Annotated in this window: 9 protein-coding genes, 2 tRNA genes, 3 rRNA genes and 4 pseudogenes; 5 read left to right on the top strand and 13 right to left on the bottom strand. The window is 41.7% G+C overall.

The annotated features are described in order from the left end of the window. Positions 1 to 412: 412 nt before the first annotated feature. The 5 genes and pseudogenes from AC4MDD_RS03365 to pdxA all read right to left on the bottom strand — a co-directional run. Positions 413 to 1080, bottom strand: a pseudogene (locus tag AC4MDD_RS03365) (IS3-like element ISAcsp5 family transposase); the annotation flags it as partial. A 74-nt stretch (positions 1081 to 1154) separates the two neighbouring features. Continuing rightward, positions 1155 to 2247 (bottom strand): annotated as a pseudogene (locus tag AC4MDD_RS03360) (transposase). 43 nt (positions 2248 to 2290) lie between these two features. Next, positions 2291 to 2683, bottom strand: a pseudogene (locus tag AC4MDD_RS03355) (transposase family protein); the annotation flags it as partial. Between the two features lie 37 nt (positions 2684 to 2720). Then, on the bottom strand, positions 2721 to 3044 hold the full coding sequence (locus AC4MDD_RS03350; RefSeq protein ID WP_326942925.1) for a helix-turn-helix domain-containing protein: 324 nt from the start codon (positions 3042 to 3044) through the stop codon (positions 2721 to 2723). Between the two features lie 231 nt (positions 3045 to 3275). Further along, positions 3276 to 4244 (bottom strand): 4-hydroxythreonine-4-phosphate dehydrogenase PdxA, encoded by a 969-nt coding sequence (pdxA, locus tag AC4MDD_RS03345; RefSeq protein ID WP_114837877.1) that lies wholly within the window; start codon positions 4242 to 4244, stop codon positions 3276 to 3278. Between the two features lie 490 nt (positions 4245 to 4734). Here pdxA and rplM point away from each other — a divergent pair, with 490 nt between their 5' ends. Then, positions 4735 to 5163, top strand: coding sequence for a 50S ribosomal protein L13 (gene rplM / locus AC4MDD_RS03340; RefSeq protein ID WP_004695096.1), 429 nt, complete (start codon positions 4735 to 4737; stop codon positions 5161 to 5163). Between the two features lie 12 nt (positions 5164 to 5175). Then, the gene (gene rpsI / locus AC4MDD_RS03335) at positions 5176 to 5562 is read left to right on the top strand and encodes a 30S ribosomal protein S9 (RefSeq protein WP_004695095.1); all 387 of its coding nucleotides are present in this window, start codon (positions 5176 to 5178) and stop codon (positions 5560 to 5562) included. A 220-nt stretch (positions 5563 to 5782) separates the two neighbouring features. On the opposite strand, the pseudogene AC4MDD_RS03330 reads toward rpsI, so the two are convergent. Beyond that, positions 5783 to 6133: pseudogene (locus tag AC4MDD_RS03330) on the bottom strand (hypothetical protein). Between the two features lie 102 nt (positions 6134 to 6235). Here AC4MDD_RS03330 and AC4MDD_RS03325 point away from each other — a divergent pair. The 3 genes from AC4MDD_RS03325 to AC4MDD_RS03315 are packed head-to-tail and all read left to right on the top strand — an operon-like array spanning position 6236 to position 8006. Further along, the gene (locus AC4MDD_RS03325; protein ID WP_114837878.1) at positions 6236 to 6889 is read left to right on the top strand and encodes a glutathione S-transferase N-terminal domain-containing protein; all 654 of its coding nucleotides are present in this window, start codon (positions 6236 to 6238) and stop codon (positions 6887 to 6889) included. A gap of 8 nt (positions 6890 to 6897) precedes the next feature. Further along, positions 6898 to 7329 (top strand): ClpXP protease specificity-enhancing factor, encoded by a 432-nt coding sequence (locus tag AC4MDD_RS03320; protein WP_114837879.1) that lies wholly within the window; start codon positions 6898 to 6900, stop codon positions 7327 to 7329. Positions 7330 to 7346: 17 nt separating this feature from the next. Beyond that, on the top strand, positions 7347 to 8006 hold the full coding sequence (locus AC4MDD_RS03315) for a hypothetical protein (protein WP_114837880.1): 660 nt from the start codon (positions 7347 to 7349) through the stop codon (positions 8004 to 8006). 358 nt (positions 8007 to 8364) lie between these two features. Here the strand turns inward: AC4MDD_RS03315 and AC4MDD_RS03310 are convergent, their stop codons facing one another. The 7 genes from AC4MDD_RS03310 to AC4MDD_RS03280 all read right to left on the bottom strand — a co-directional run bounded on the left by AC4MDD_RS03310 (position 8365) and on the right by AC4MDD_RS03280 (position 14787). Then, on the bottom strand, positions 8365 to 8859 hold the full coding sequence (locus tag AC4MDD_RS03310) for an IS630 family transposase (protein WP_490792200.1): 495 nt from the start codon (positions 8857 to 8859) through the stop codon (positions 8365 to 8367). 47 nt (positions 8860 to 8906) lie between these two features. Beyond that, positions 8907 to 9212 (bottom strand): IS630 transposase-related protein, encoded by a 306-nt coding sequence (locus AC4MDD_RS03305; protein WP_000122230.1) that lies wholly within the window; start codon positions 9210 to 9212, stop codon positions 8907 to 8909. A 137-nt stretch (positions 9213 to 9349) separates the two neighbouring features. Then, positions 9350 to 9464, bottom strand: a 5S ribosomal RNA gene (gene rrf / locus AC4MDD_RS03300). A 175-nt stretch (positions 9465 to 9639) separates the two neighbouring features. Further along, positions 9640 to 12533: ribosomal RNA gene (locus AC4MDD_RS03295) — 23S ribosomal RNA — on the bottom strand. Between the two features lie 435 nt (positions 12534 to 12968). After that, positions 12969 to 13044: transfer RNA gene (locus AC4MDD_RS03290), tRNA-Ala, on the bottom strand. 67 nt (positions 13045 to 13111) lie between these two features. Next, positions 13112 to 13188 (bottom strand) — tRNA-Ile (locus tag AC4MDD_RS03285). Between the two features lie 61 nt (positions 13189 to 13249). Continuing rightward, a 16S ribosomal RNA gene (locus tag AC4MDD_RS03280) occupies positions 13250 to 14787 on the bottom strand. Together the 16S, 23S and 5S rRNA genes with 2 tRNA genes alongside form the textbook arrangement of a ribosomal RNA operon. Positions 14788 to 15096: the final 309 nt, after the last annotated feature.

Genomic DNA, 15096 nt, shown 5'->3' with positions numbered 1-15096 from the left:
AGCTGCTCCGCCCCTTGGTGACGCATTGCTATTATCGGCCTTGCCTTTTGAGCTTGTACCTTTCGCTTGACATCGCAACCGAAGGTTCCCGCAGTTCAACGTAAAAGCCTGAATTAGGATCGCGCTGCCTCTACGCCGGACACCGAATGGCCCGTAAGCAGGTAACGGCCAAACTGATCGCGGGGCAACATCCATCCCCGGTTTTGATGTCATTTGAGTACTTTCGACACTTGAACGGCAGTTCACTGGTGTTCGCCTTCCTAATTCTTACCTGACGCCTTTACAACGCCTTTTCCATAACGCTCAAGACCGGGACTTTTGATCCAAGCCGCTTATGGTGGTTTGCTACCTGCTCCTGCAAGCCGATAGCGAGGGGCCATACCCTCATCTCTTACGCCGCTTGCTGCGGCACACTTATATCTGTACACCAGACTTGATTAGAGTGATCGATGACCATGTTTTTCAACAGATATGGGAAAATACGGTGTGCAAGATTAGGCTTACTGGTATTGGGTTTTGGATACAAGGCATGTATTCCCATCAAGCGCATTAAACGTCGGACTTTACGCCGACCTATTTGATGTCCTTGACGCTGTAGCATATCTCGTATCATTCGACTGCCCATAAATGGGTAGTCGAGATGAATTTCATCGATTAGACGCATCCAACTCAAATCAGTTGATGAAATCTCTTTGGGCTTGTAATACAACGTACTGCGATTGATTTGAATCAATTGCGATTGTTGTCGTACCGAAAGTTGATGGGTCTTATCGATCATTTTTTGCCGCTCAGCTGCCCTATTTTTCTGAGCGCACCTTCTAAAAAATCAATTTGCAATGCCTGATGTCCTATCTTGGCATGTAGAGCTTTGAGGTCAATCTCTGGTTCTTGTTGTGCTGTTGGTCGTGAAAAAATATTGACTGATTGCTCAAGCAGTTGATTTTTCCAATCGATGATTTGGTTTTGATGTAAGTCGAATTGAGTAGAAAGTTCAGCGAGTGTGTGGTCGCCTTTAATTGCTGCGAGAGCAACTTTAACTTTAAACTCTGCTGAATGATTACGACGTTTTCTTCGTGTCATGGTTGACTCCAAAAACAAGCATTTCCCATGCTTATTGGGGAGTAGATTATCACTTATAGGCGTGGTCTAAAATCCTAGAACCACATTATAAAGTCATCAATGAAGTTTTTGATCATTGGTCTAAATAATTTCTTCTGCCAATAATATACATTTTCAAAGATCCGCTCAAACTGGTTCTTTTGTATCTCAACGTAGGCCATCAAGGCTGAAAAAATATGATTCGAAATCAGTTTAGATCGTCTTACTTGAAACTTTTCAATATGACAAACCTGTTTAATCACTCGGTGATATTGTTCTATTTTCCAATGACTTGAATGTAATTCATGAAAACCCTCAAAGGACAATAAATCATCTTCATCTTGATGCACAATATAAAACCTCTGCTGTTCTTTTAACTGAGTCTTAAATAATTGTACAAAGCCAAAATCTTTGAGCCAGACCACTTGACCCTGATGGAAATTCGGCAATAAACGCAGTTGAAACCATTGTCCTTTTTCAAGGGAAACCTTACGGTTACAGTCGATATAGTCAAATCATTATAAAACTAATACAAATAAGTCGATGAATTATTTCGAGTTTTTTTCGAATCCTGTATGGATAATAAAGTAGTTTGACTATACCAAACATAAATCGAATACCATGTTTTCTTATGGTTTTTAGATTTGCAATCGATGAATACCAACTATCACCTGTAATGAATTGAATCTTTGCACCCCAACTGAGTACTTCACTTAACATATCCATAAAGTAATCATTCTTGGTTTTACTTTCAGATTTGTCATAAATTCGGAAATTAATTGGAATATTTTGACCATTTTGATCTGTCGCATACAAGGTAATGAGATTAATACCCTTGACGGATCGGTGGTGTTTGCCTGACCAAAAATAGCTAACTAAGTCCATATGCTGACTATATGGTTTATCTAAAACAGTATCATCAATACTGACTATAAGTTTATTATTATCAATATGTTGAATTGCTTCTTGATATAGGTCGTGAGGTGTGTAGTCTTCACGCTCTAGAAAGCGATTTACACTATCATGCGAGATGTTATAAGTCTCGGCAAGTTGTGTGCAGCTAATAGAGTTCGGTTCTGTCATGAGAAAGCCCATATAAATGGGTAGTGTACAAGTTGCTGTAGAAGCATTTTTAATTCGTCTGATCACAGATACTTTATAAAGTAGACTTCCTTCATAAATCATTTTTCAATCAATTTAATTGTTTATCTTTCACCCAATCTAAATTGTATATGCCAGCAAGTAAATTAAACCGCAGGTTTAATCTTTTACGACGATTTCTATATACACAAGATAAAATCTTAAAACATTTCATCCTTCCAAATACATGCTCTACTTGAATTCGTCTACGACCAATCTCTCTATTTAACTTTTTTAATTCAGAATCTAGTTTTTCAGTTTTCTTTGCTTTAGATGGCATGAGGCATCCAAAACCCAATTTCTTTATCCCTAAATACCCCTTATCAACGATAAAAAAGGGCTTAAATTTTAATTTCCTCATGCTTTTTTTAAATATTTTAAAATCATGCATGCTTCCATGACTTCCACATACACTCAGTATTTCACCTGTTGTATAGTGCATAGATAGCTGAAATTTAAAGGTATGTCGCTTTTTTTTACCGCTATACCATTTCTTCTGTTTTTTTTGGACGTTGAACTAATATTTCAGTGGCATCAATCACAACAACTTCCCAATCCACTTCATCTCGATTAGGAAGTTGTTTTGGCAAGTTAAATTTTCCAGAACCGATTAAGGTATCTTCAATAACACGTGTGATACGAATTGCACTCGTTTCAGATACACCGTAACTCATACCAAGATGGAAAAATGTTCGATATTCTCTCCAATATTCTATACATAAGAGCAAACGATCTTCCAACGGTAATTTATGCGGTCGTCCTTTACCAATATGACCAGGTAAATGCTTATTTAGCTCGGCCAACATGAGGTTAAATGTAGCCCAACTAACACCGGTAAGCCTACGAAAATTAACGTCTGATAATTTTTGAATATCTTTGAATTTCATCCAAGGATTATCCATTGAATTAAATAATTTTACTGATTAATTTAAGATCAAACAAATTGTACATTTTTTGATTTATGACGGAAGTCTAGTATTTTAATACTTTTTTGAATCCGTCAATGCGTAAGTCCTATAAAATTATGATTGTGCTATTTAATGACGAGCTAATTCTAATGCTAAATCAACAGCGACCTGTAAGCTTGAGCTTTTCGCAAGACCTGTGCCTGCGAGGGACAGAGCTGTGCCATGATCAACTGAGGTACGAATAAACGGTAAGCCCAAAGTAATATTAATAGCTTCACCAAACCCTTGCGATTTTAACACAGGTAAGCCCTGATCGTGATACATCGCCAAAACAGCATCGGCATCTTTTAAGTTTTCTGGGGTAAATAAGGTGTCGGCAGGTAGGCTCAGGCTGATATTTATGCCTTGAGTACGGTAGCTTTCCAGCACAGGGTTAATCACCTCAATTTCTTCCATACCCAAATAACCATCCTCCCCTGCATGTGGGTTTAAGCCACACACTAAAATGTGGGGATGCTCTTTTTTGAATTTGCTTTTTAAGTCCTGAATTAAAATATCAATCACTTGATGCAATCGTTTTTTGGTAATCGCATCAGGTACAGCTCTTAATGGCAAATGTGTAGTAGCCAGCGCGACACGCAACGTCTTGGTTGCGAGCATCATCACCACACGTTCAACTCCAGCAAACTCTTGGTAGTATTCGGTGTGTCCACTAAAGTGAATCCCAGCATCATTGATAACTGACTTTTGTACAGGTGCAGTTGCAACACCTACACTTTTACCTGCCATGGCATAATCGGCCGAACGTCGTAGCTGCTCTAAGACATAAGGCGCATTTTGAGAATTGAGCTTACCCATTACAACAGCTTCGCTTAACGGTACATGCTCAACATAAAGTTGCCCCTGAGTTGATGATGCTTCTTGCCCTGAATATTCAATCAGTTCAATGTCTAATCCCAAACATGCTGCACGTGTACGTAGCAAGTTCATATCACCAAGGACCACGATCGGACGCTCATCTATACGAGCAGCAAGGCTTAAACAAATATCTGGACCAATCCCAGCAGGTTCACCACTGGTGACATATAAAGGCAGCATAATCAACTCAAGTAAAATGCGTTTTGACTATTATACAACGTCTCACCCAGTATCTCCGCATTCACCGTACTCAACTTGAACCTATTCTTTTATATTTAAATCCTCACTTATCCTGTTTTCACATTCCACCGACTTTCAAAGAAAAAATAAAGCCTTAAACATATAAAACATGAGCAAAGAAATTGCGAGTCGTAACTCCTGTATTATCCGTTATTTTAAAATGGTTCTATGCTGATGATCCCGCATTTCATTCAGTGAAGTCATCAAGTTCAATATCGCTGTTTCCTCATTTTAAAATTTGAACTCTTTTGTGTTTTTTTTAAAAAGAATAAACTTTGATCTCTTCCTTTATACTGGGAAATATCTTAAAATACTGCTCTTGAAATTTTATATTTTCATTTGTGATTCTGAGCAACTTCGTTTAGAATCGCGTCTCCTTTTGTTTGGACAGATTCCATAGTCCAAACCAACTATAATAGGTAGTGGTTTAATGAAAACTCTCAGCGCTAAGCCTGCTGAAGTTCAACACGACTGGTACGTTGTTGATGCTTCTGGCAAAACTTTAGGTCGCCTTGCGACTGAAATCGCTCGTCGTCTACGTGGTAAGCACAAGACTTCTTATACTCCTCACGTTGACACTGGCGATTATATCGTTGTAATCAATGCTGAAGAAATTCAAGTGACTGGTAAAAAAGCGCTTGATAAAAAATACTATCGCCACACTGGCTTCCCTGGTGGTATCCGTGAGACTAACTTTGAAAAGTTAATCGCTCACAAACCTGAAGCAGTTTTAGAAAAAGCTGTTAAAGGTATGTTACCAAAAGGTCCTCTTGGTTATGCAATGATCAAGAAAATGAAAGTGTATGCAGGTACAGAGCATCCACACGCTGCTCAACAGCCACAAGTTTTGGACATCTAAGGGATACAGCACATGGCTACTAATTATGGTACAGGTCGCCGTAAGACCGCAACTGCACGTGTTTTCTTGTCAGCTGGTACAGGCAAGCTCGTAATTAACAACCGTACTCTTGAGCAATACTTCGGTCGTGAAACTGCTCGTATGGTTGTTCGTCAACCTTTAGAGCTTCTTGAAGTTACTGAAAAGTATGACCTTTACATCACTGTTGCTGGTGGTGGTATCGGTGGTCAAGCTGGCGCTATCCGTCACGGTATTACTCGTGCGTTGATCGCTTCTGACGAAACACTTAAACCTGCTCTTCGTCAAGCTGGTTTCGTTACTCGTGATGCTCGTGAAGTTGAACGTAAGAAACTTGGTTTGCGTAAAGCTCGTAAACGTCCTCAATTCTCTAAACGTTAATTCGTTTACCGAATCGGACAAAAAAGCCTTGGTTTATCCAAGGCTTTTTTTATGCGTCATTTTCAAGTTTTAAGTATAAGTTTCCTGCTCTATTCTTACTATAGTCAAACTACTTTATTATCCATACAGGATTCGAAAAAAACTCGAAATAATTCATCGACTTATTTGTATTAGTTTTATAATGATTTGACTATACATGCCTCTAGTTGCATATTCCAGCTTATTTTGATAATTGATGATCTTTGGGAAGTGGTGCATTACACGGCTCGTCGGTTTTCTCATCGACCATTTTCACAGGCCCATCATTATAAACAGTGACCTTACAGCCTTTTACTGTATATTGTTGCTGAATGCCGCCATACATCTAATCCTCAGATACAGAAGTAGCAACATCACAGGCTTCATCGGCAATACAAGCTGCATATTCAGCATTCTGCTGCGCTACATCTACTTGTTCGGCTGCATCTTGATTTTGAGCATAACTACTTGAAATGGAAGTCATTAGTATAATAACTGCGATCGACTGGGTGGTTCTGAGCCAAAGCTGCATGGTTCTATCCTTCTTTTTCATTTATTCCAAGTTGTTCTATTGTATAAGCATATTAAAGTTAAGATGATTTTATTGGCTATTTTTAGTATTCTAACCGATTCACTTCACCTAGTTTCTTGAAATATGTCTGTCGAAACTACTCCGCTTCAAGGAATTACGCTGTATAGCCATGCAGATGATTTTCGCTCCCATTGGATTCGTTATGTACTTGCAGAGAAGCAAATCAAATACCATTTGGTTTTAAGTGATGCAGATGATGAAGATCTCGCCAGCTTAAACCCTTATAATCAGCTACCGACGTTGATTGAAAATGATTTAAAACTATTTAATGCCAATATCATCTCTGAGTATTTAGACGATCGTTATCGTCAAAACAAGCTCTATGCCGATGCACCTATGCCTCGTGCGGAACAGCGGCAGTATATTTGGCGCTTTGAACAAGATTGGTTAAAGCTTGCCGATATGATGCTGCGACATCCAGATACACTCGATGAACAAGCAAAACTGAAAGCACAAAAAAAACTGAAAGATACGCTCATTTCCTTAACACCATTGTTCCAGCATTTCCCCTATTTCATGTCGGAAAGCTTTAGTATTTTAGATTGCATGCTTGCGCCTATCTTTCTACGCTTAAACAGCATGGGCGTGCATTTACCGAAACAGCAATGCCGCCCAATCTATTTATATTGTCAACGTATTTTTAGTCGTCCTGCATTTTTAAAGTCTTTAACTTTGCAGGAGAAAAACCATTATCAATCTGAATTTAAACAGCCGTAGAGAACATTATGTCTGATCAAGAATTAAACCTTACGCCGACTCGTCCATATTTAGCTCGCGCCATTTATGAATGGATTTGTGATAACCAATTAACACCGCATTTATTGGTCGATGCAACCCAGCCCAATACTCTCGTTCCTGAACAGTTTATTCAAGATGGCCAAATTGTCTTAAACATTGTCCCTCATGCCGTACATGCGCTACATATGAGCAACGATGCGATTACATTCTCAGCACGTTTTGGTGGCGTATCTCGTGATATTTATGTCCCACTTAATGCTGTGATAGGCATTTATGCCCGTGAAAATGGACAGGGCTTATTCTTCGATCCAAGTGAGTATGACAATCATACCCAAAGTGAGCAAAATGCTTTAAAATCAGACAATCAAGAAAAAACTGAACCCGCTAAGAAAAAACCAAGTTTAAGATTATTAGATTAATAAAATGGAGTAATTATATGGCTTTTGATTTAGTACAATATTTTGCAGAGCAGATTAAAATTCAAAAGCCTGAGCTTCTGATTCAATATTCAGACGAGGAGCGACTTCAATATATTTCTGAGGCCAACACTCTCTCGCTTGGAAAACTCATCACCTTGATGCGTCAAGATGGCACCAAGCTCTATCATGAGATTCAAACCCAAGATCATCTCTATATTCAAGAACTTGCAAGACACCTCACCACGTCTCCGCAAAATCAATCACTGTTAGCGAAGCCAGACTTAGAGCATAGCCTGACCACCATGTTAGATCTTCAGCTTGCTGAACTCAAACAACTTGATGTCACGGGGAACTTTGGTGAACATGGAATTCGTGAGCTGCTTGTCGGTCAAATTGAGCACCTCTCAGGTCTGGCTGATGACTGGGTTTGGACAACAAGTGAGCTAACAGAACTGATTGGCTCTAAACCAAAGCCTGAAGAAGAGCTATCATTAGAAGAGACGATGAAGGAGTTTAATCAAATGGTTAATCAACACACAACAGACCACTCAGATCAGCTACACACACAGGTAGTAGAGCAAAATCCAACGCCAACATGGGCAAAACTGATTGAGCCTGCTGTGGCTATTGTTATTTTATGGGGACTTTATTGCGCAGCAAGTCAAATGTTTTTCTAATTCCCAAGGGATGCACTCATTTTGCGCATCCCTTTATTTTTTAATGAAAAATAATTATATATTTCATCGTTATAAATCAAAAAAATCAATTTATTTTTTGCTTTTATTTGTCCAAATGGTAAAATTTACATTTCGTTACAATAGTAAATAAATTAAACACTTTTTCAAATAACAATGAACTTTATCACACTCCTTTTAAAATACACAAAATTAATCACATAATCTGTAGCGAAAACTGACTAAAAGCCTCGGATTCAGTCGTACATTTATTCATCTTTTTTTGTTACATTTATTTATATTGATAATTTTTTGACGACGTCCATATAATTAAACCCACTTGTTAAACAACAAGTTATAGTCAAACTACTTTATTATTCATACAGGATTCGAAAAAAAATCGAAATAACTCATCGACTGAGTCGATTAACCATTCTTTACGCTTACGTTTAACCCATGCCCACATGTGTTCTATAGGATTTAAATCAGGGCTGTATGCAGGAAGCCAAAGAATTTTATGCCCTTGTTGTTCCAATAACTCCTGAATATCTGCTCTTTTATGAAATGCTGCATTATCCATAACCACTACACTATTTTCTGGTAATGCTGGTATGAGGAATTGCTCAATCCAAAAATGAAAAACATCTGAATTGATTTTGCAGTCAAATAAACCGACTGAAAATAACTTACCCTCATGGATTGCTCCAATGGCATTGGTCTGATTCTTTAATTGCCAATTATATTGCCATAAACAGGGTACTCCTTTTCGTGAGTAGCCATGAGGTCTATAATCATGTGACTTAAAACCACTTTCATCCAGATAAATAATCGGATGGTTTTTTTCTAATTCATTCACTTGCAGAATAAATTTATCCCTAAGCTTTGTATCTGCTTTAGGATGGCTTAACGTCTTTTTTTAACTGTAATATTTAAGCGCTTTAATGCAGCACCAATAGATGAAACACCACAATTAAAACGTGCAGCACGTTCATATTGATAAGCATCAGGATACTTTTCAACATCTTCACGTAAAGCATCATCGTTAATTTTAGAAGGTTTACGTACACGAGTTTTTTTAATCTCTATACGTTTCTTCCATTCAACAATGGTATTTTTATTAATTTCAAATTGTGCAGCTACCGCTCGAATAGAATAACCTTCCTCAAGCTTAGCTAAAATTTTACGTCTAAAATGTTCTGAATAACTCATTGCACCATTGTATTGGTTTTATAATGATTTGACTATATATCTCAATTAGACGATTGATTCGTTTATTTTTTATTATTTACCATTCCTTGCATAAAAAAATCCCCCTAACTATTAAGTTAGGGGGATTTGAATTAATGAGCTGGCGATGACTTACTCTCACATGGATAACTCCACACTACCATCAGCGCTAAGAGGTTTCACTTCTGAGTTCGGGAAGGGATCAGGTGGTTCACTCTTGCTATTGTCGCCAGCACAACTGTTTATGACTATTCGTTGGGTCTAACCTCAGAGCAGTGCTCTTCGTGCCTAACTTTCATCAAATGAGTTATTAACAGGTATATTTGAGTTGGATATTTTATCTAGCTTTATAACTAAATCAAGTTGTTTGCAGTGATTTGAACCACAACACCAACTGTTTGGGTGTTGTATAGTCAAGCCTCACGAGCAATTAGTATTGGTCAGCTTCACATATCACTATGCTTCCACATCCAACCTATCAACGTCGTAGTCTTCAACGGCTCTTTAGAGGACATAAAGTCCTAGGGAAATCTTATCTTGAGGTAGGCTTCCCGCTTAGATGCTTTCAGCGGTTATCCCTTCCGAACATAGCTACCCGGCGATGCGACTGGCGTCACAACCGGTACACCAGAGGTTCGTCCACTCTGGTCCTCTCGTACTAGGAGCAGATCCTCTCAAATTTCCAACGCCCACGGTAGATAGGGACCGAACTGTCTCACGACGTTCTAAACCCAGCTCGCGTACCTCTTTAAATGGCGAACAGCCATACCCTTGGGACCTGCTTCAGCCCCAGGATGAGATGAGCCGACATCGAGGTGCCAAACACCGCCGTCGATATGAACTCTTGGGCGGTATCAGCCTGTTATCCCCAGAGTACCTTTTATCCGTTGAGCGATGGCCCTTCCATACAGAACCACCGGATCACTAAGACCTACTTTCGTACCTGCTCGACTTGTGGGTCTCGCAGTTAAGCGCGCTTTTGCCTTTATACTCTACGCGTGATTTCCGACCACGCTGAGCGCACCTTCGTACTCCTCCGTTACTCTTTAGGAGGAGACCGCCCCAGTCAAACTACCCACCAGACATGGTCCTCGTCCCGGATAACGGGACAGAGTTAGAACCTCAATATTACCAGGGTGGTATTTCAAGATTGGCTCCACCGAAACTAGCGTCTCGGTTTCAAAGCCTCCCACCTATCCTACACAAGTAAGATCAAAGTTCAATGTCAAGCTGCAGTAAAGGTTCACGGGGTCTTTCCGTCTAGCCGCGGGTACACCGCATCTTCACGGCGAATTCGATTTCACTGAGTCTCTGCTGGAGACAGCGCCCCCATCATTATGCCATTCGTGCAGGTCGGAACTTACCCGACAAGGAATTTCGCTACCTTAGGACCGTTATAGTTACGGCCGCCGTTTACTGGGGCTTCGATCAAGAGCTTCGCTTACGCTAACCCCATCAATTAACCTTCCAGCACCGGGCAGGCATCACACCCTATACGTCCACTTTCGTGTTTGCAGAGTGCTATGTTTTTAATAAACAGTTGCAGGGGCCTGGTTTCTGTGGCTGCCAATAGCTCAAGGAGTAAATCCTATCACCGTCGGCAGCGTACCTTCTCCCGAAGTTACGGTACCATTTTGCCTAGTTCCTTCAGCAGAGTTCTCTCAAGCGCTTTGGTCTACTCGACCTGACCACCTGTGTCGGTTTCGGGTACGATTCCTATGTAACTGAAGCTTAGAGACTTTTCCTGGAAGCATGGTATCAGCCACTTCACTGTACAAGTACAGCTTGCTATCAGTTCTCAGCATACAGTACCCCGGATTTGCCTAAGATACATGCCTACAACCTTCCACCTGGACAACCAACGCCAGGCTGACTTAACCTTCTCCGTCCTCTCATCGCATTACATAGAAGTATTGGAATATTAACCAATTTCCCATCGACTACGCCTCTCGGCCTCGCCTTAGGGGTCGACTCACCCAGCCCCGATTAACGTTGGACTGGAACCCTTGGTCTTTCAGCGTGCGAGTTTTTCACTCGCATTGTCGTTACTCACGTCAGCATTCGCACTTCTGATACCTCCAGCATACTTCTCAATACACCTTCATCGGCTTACAGAACGCTCCCCTACCACTTGCAATAAATTGCAAATCCGCAGCTTCGGCATATAGTTTTAGCCCCGTTACATCTTCCGCGCAGGCCGACTCGACTAGTGAGCTATTACGCTTTCTTTAAAGGGTGGCTGCTTCTAAGCCAACCTCCTAGCTGTCTATGCCTTCCCACATCGTTTCCCACTTAACTATAATTTTGGGGCCTTAGCTGGCGGTCTGGATTGTTTTCCTCTTGACTACGGACGTTAGCACCCGCAGTCTGTCTCCCGGATAGTACTCATTGGTATTCGGAGTTTGCATCGGTTTGGTAAGTCGGGATGACCCCCTAGCCGAAACAGTGCTCTACCCCCAATGGTATTCGTCCGAGGCGCTACCTAAATAGCTTTCGGGGAGAACCAGCTATCACCGAGTTTGATTAGCCTTTCACCCCTATCCACAAGTCATCCCCTGGCTTTTCAACGACAGTGGGTTCGGTCCTCCAGTTAGTGTTACCCAACCTTCAACCTGCTCATGGATAGATCACCCGGTTTCGGGTCTACACCCAGCAACTAAACGCCCTATTAAGACTCGATTTCTCTACGGCTCCCCTATGCGGTTAACCTCGCTACTGAATGTAAGTCGCTGACCCATTATACAAAAGGTACGCAGTCACCGAACATGTCGGCTCCCACTGCTTGTATGCATGCGGTTTCAGGATCTATTTCACTCCCCTCACAGGGGTTCTTTTCGCCTTTCCCTCACGGTACTGGTTCACTATCGGTCAGTCAGGAGTATTTAGCCTTGGAGGATGGTCCCCCCATATTCAGACAAGGTTTCACGTGCCCCGCCCTACTCGACATCATCATATCAGCCCTTTCGTGTACAGGACTATCACCCACTATGGTTGCACTTCCCAGAGCATTCCACTAAAACTGATATGACTTAATGGGCTTTTCCCCGTTCGCTCGCCGCTACTGAGGGAATCTCAATTGATTTCTTTTCCTAAGGGTACTGAGATGTTTCACTTCCCCTCGTTCGCCTCGTATGACTATGTATTCATCATACGATACCTGCCTTATGACAGGTGGGTTTCCCCATTCAGAAATCTCCGGATCACAGGATATTTGCCGCCTCCCCGGAGCTTATCGCAGGCTATTACGTCTTTCATCGCCTCTGACTGCCAAGGCATCCACCACATGCACTTAATTACTTGACTATACAACCCCAAACAGTCGTTAATCCCTACAAGTAGGATTAAGACAGTCTATGATGATTTCTCATCACTTCCTTACAGTTTGTTGTTCTGTGTACTTAAACACTGTACAGCTTCAATTCAATTCACATACCAAAACGCTTGATTCAGTTAATTTCGCTAGTAACTCATTTCTTCAATCTTCATCAATCAGTAATAAATCACTGTTAATGTCGATCTTAAAAACGAGTATGAACAAATTATTTCAACTCAAATATATTCTGTTAATGATTTTTCCAGCCTTCGTCAGGTCAGGAAACTGTGATAAATCACAGAAGTTAATAAGTTATCTACTTACTAATTTCTGTAATCCAACCTATCTGCGCGAAGCATAGCTTCTTGCTTAAATTTCAAGGAAAAGCCTTAAAGCAGTGCTTTAAGTTTTCTATTCTTAAAATTTGGTGGAGACTAGGAGAGTCGAACTCCTGACCTCCTGCGTGCAAAGCAGGCGCTCTACCAACTAAGCTAAGTCCCCAGCTTATCAATAAGTCAATGTTTCTGTTTTCTGTATTCAGCATTTAACAATGCTTGTTAGTCAGATTTGGTGGGTCTGACAAGACTTGAACTTGTGACCCCACGCTTATCAAGCGTGTGCTCTAACCAACTGAGCTACAGACCCTCAGATACATCGTCATGAAGAACAACTTGTTGTGGATTCTTACCAATCGTCAATCTTTCGTTAAGGAGGTGATCCAGCCGCAGGTTCCCCTACGGCTACCTTGTTACGACTTCACCCCAGTCATCGGCCACACCGTGGTAAGCGTCCTCCTTGCGGTTAGACTACCTACTTCTGGTGCAACAAATTCCCATGGTGTGACGGGCGGTGTGTACAAGGCCCGGGAACGTATTCACCGCGGCATTCTGATCCGCGATTACTAGCGATTCCGACTTCATGGAGTCGAGTTGCAGACTCCAATCCGGACTACGATCGGCTTTTTGAGATTAGCATCCTATCGCTAGGTAGCAACCCTTTGTACCGACCATTGTAGCACGTGTGTAGCCCTGGTCGTAAGGGCCATGATGACTTGACGTCGTCCCCGCCTTCCTCCAGTTTGTCACTGGCAGTATCCTTAAAGTTCCCGGCTTAACCCGCTGGCAAATAAGGAAAAGGGTTGCGCTCGTTGCGGGACTTAACCCAACATCTCACGACACGAGCTGACGACAGCCATGCAGCACCTGTATGTAAGTTCCCGAAGGCACCAATCCATCTCTGGAAAGTTCTTACTATGTCAAGACCAGGTAAGGTTCTTCGCGTTGCATCGAATTAAACCACATGCTCCACCGCTTGTGCGGGCCCCCGTCAATTCATTTGAGTTTTAGTCTTGCGACCGTACTCCCCAGGCGGTCTACTTATCGCGTTAGCTGCGCCACTAAAGCCTCAAAGGCCCCAACGGCTAGTAGACATCGTTTACGGCATGGACTACCAGGGTATCTAATCCTGTTTGCTCCCCATGCTTTCGTACCTCAGCGTCAGTATTAGGCCAGATGGCTGCCTTCGCCATCGGTATTCCTCCAGATCTCTACGCATTTCACCGCTACACCTGGAATTCTACCATCCTCTCCCATACTCTAGCTTCCCAGTATCGAATGCAATTCCTAAGTTAAGCTCAGGGATTTCACATCCGACTTAAAAAGCCGCCTACGCACGCTTTACGCCCAGTAAATCCGATTAACGCTCGCACCCTCTGTATTACCGCGGCTGCTGGCACAGAGTTAGCCGGTGCTTATTCTGCGAGTAACGTCCACTATCTCAGAGTATTAATCCAAGTAGCCTCCTCCTCGCTTAAAGTGCTTTACAACCAAAAGGCCTTCTTCACACACGCGGCATGGCTGGATCAGGCTTGCGCCCATTGTCCAATATTCCCCACTGCTGCCTCCCGTAGGAGTCTGGGCCGTGTCTCAGTCCCAGTGTGGCGGATCATCCTCTCAGACCCGCTACAGATCGTCGCCTTGGTAGGCCTTTACCCCACCAACTAGCTAATCTGACTTAGGCTCATCTATTAGCGCAAGGTCCGAAGATCCCCTGCTTTCCCCCGTAGGGCGTATGCGGTATTAGCATTCCTTTCGGAATGTTGTCCCCCACTAATAGGCAGATTCCTAAGCATTACTCACCCGTCCGCCGCTAGGAAATGTAGCAAGCTACATCTCCCCGCTCGACTTGCATGTGTTAAGCCTGCCGCCAGCGTTCAATCTGAGCCATGATCAAACTCTTCAGTTAAAAATCATTAGTAGCTTATGGCTACAAATCTTGGCTCATCAATTTTCTGACAAATATTTCTCAAATAAACTTCGAGTAATTTCTACCATCAATCAATGAAATATTTTCGATCGATCAATTAGTAAAAATCCACACAAGTTGTTCTTCATAATCTCTTAATGATCTTCTTGCTGATTCGTCATCAGCAAGCTAGGTCGGCTATACTACTCTCTTTCAAGAAGAAGTCAACTGGTTTTGTTAATTATTTTTAAACTTATTCAAGACTTCCAGATTCTACCACTTGGGCTAAATCCTTGTTTCTTAACAAGT

The organism is Acinetobacter sp. CAU_H_29a_1 (assembly GCF_058599505.1).
Note: the sequence above shows the minus strand (reverse complement) of the source record. Positions and strands in the feature narration are given on the sequence as shown.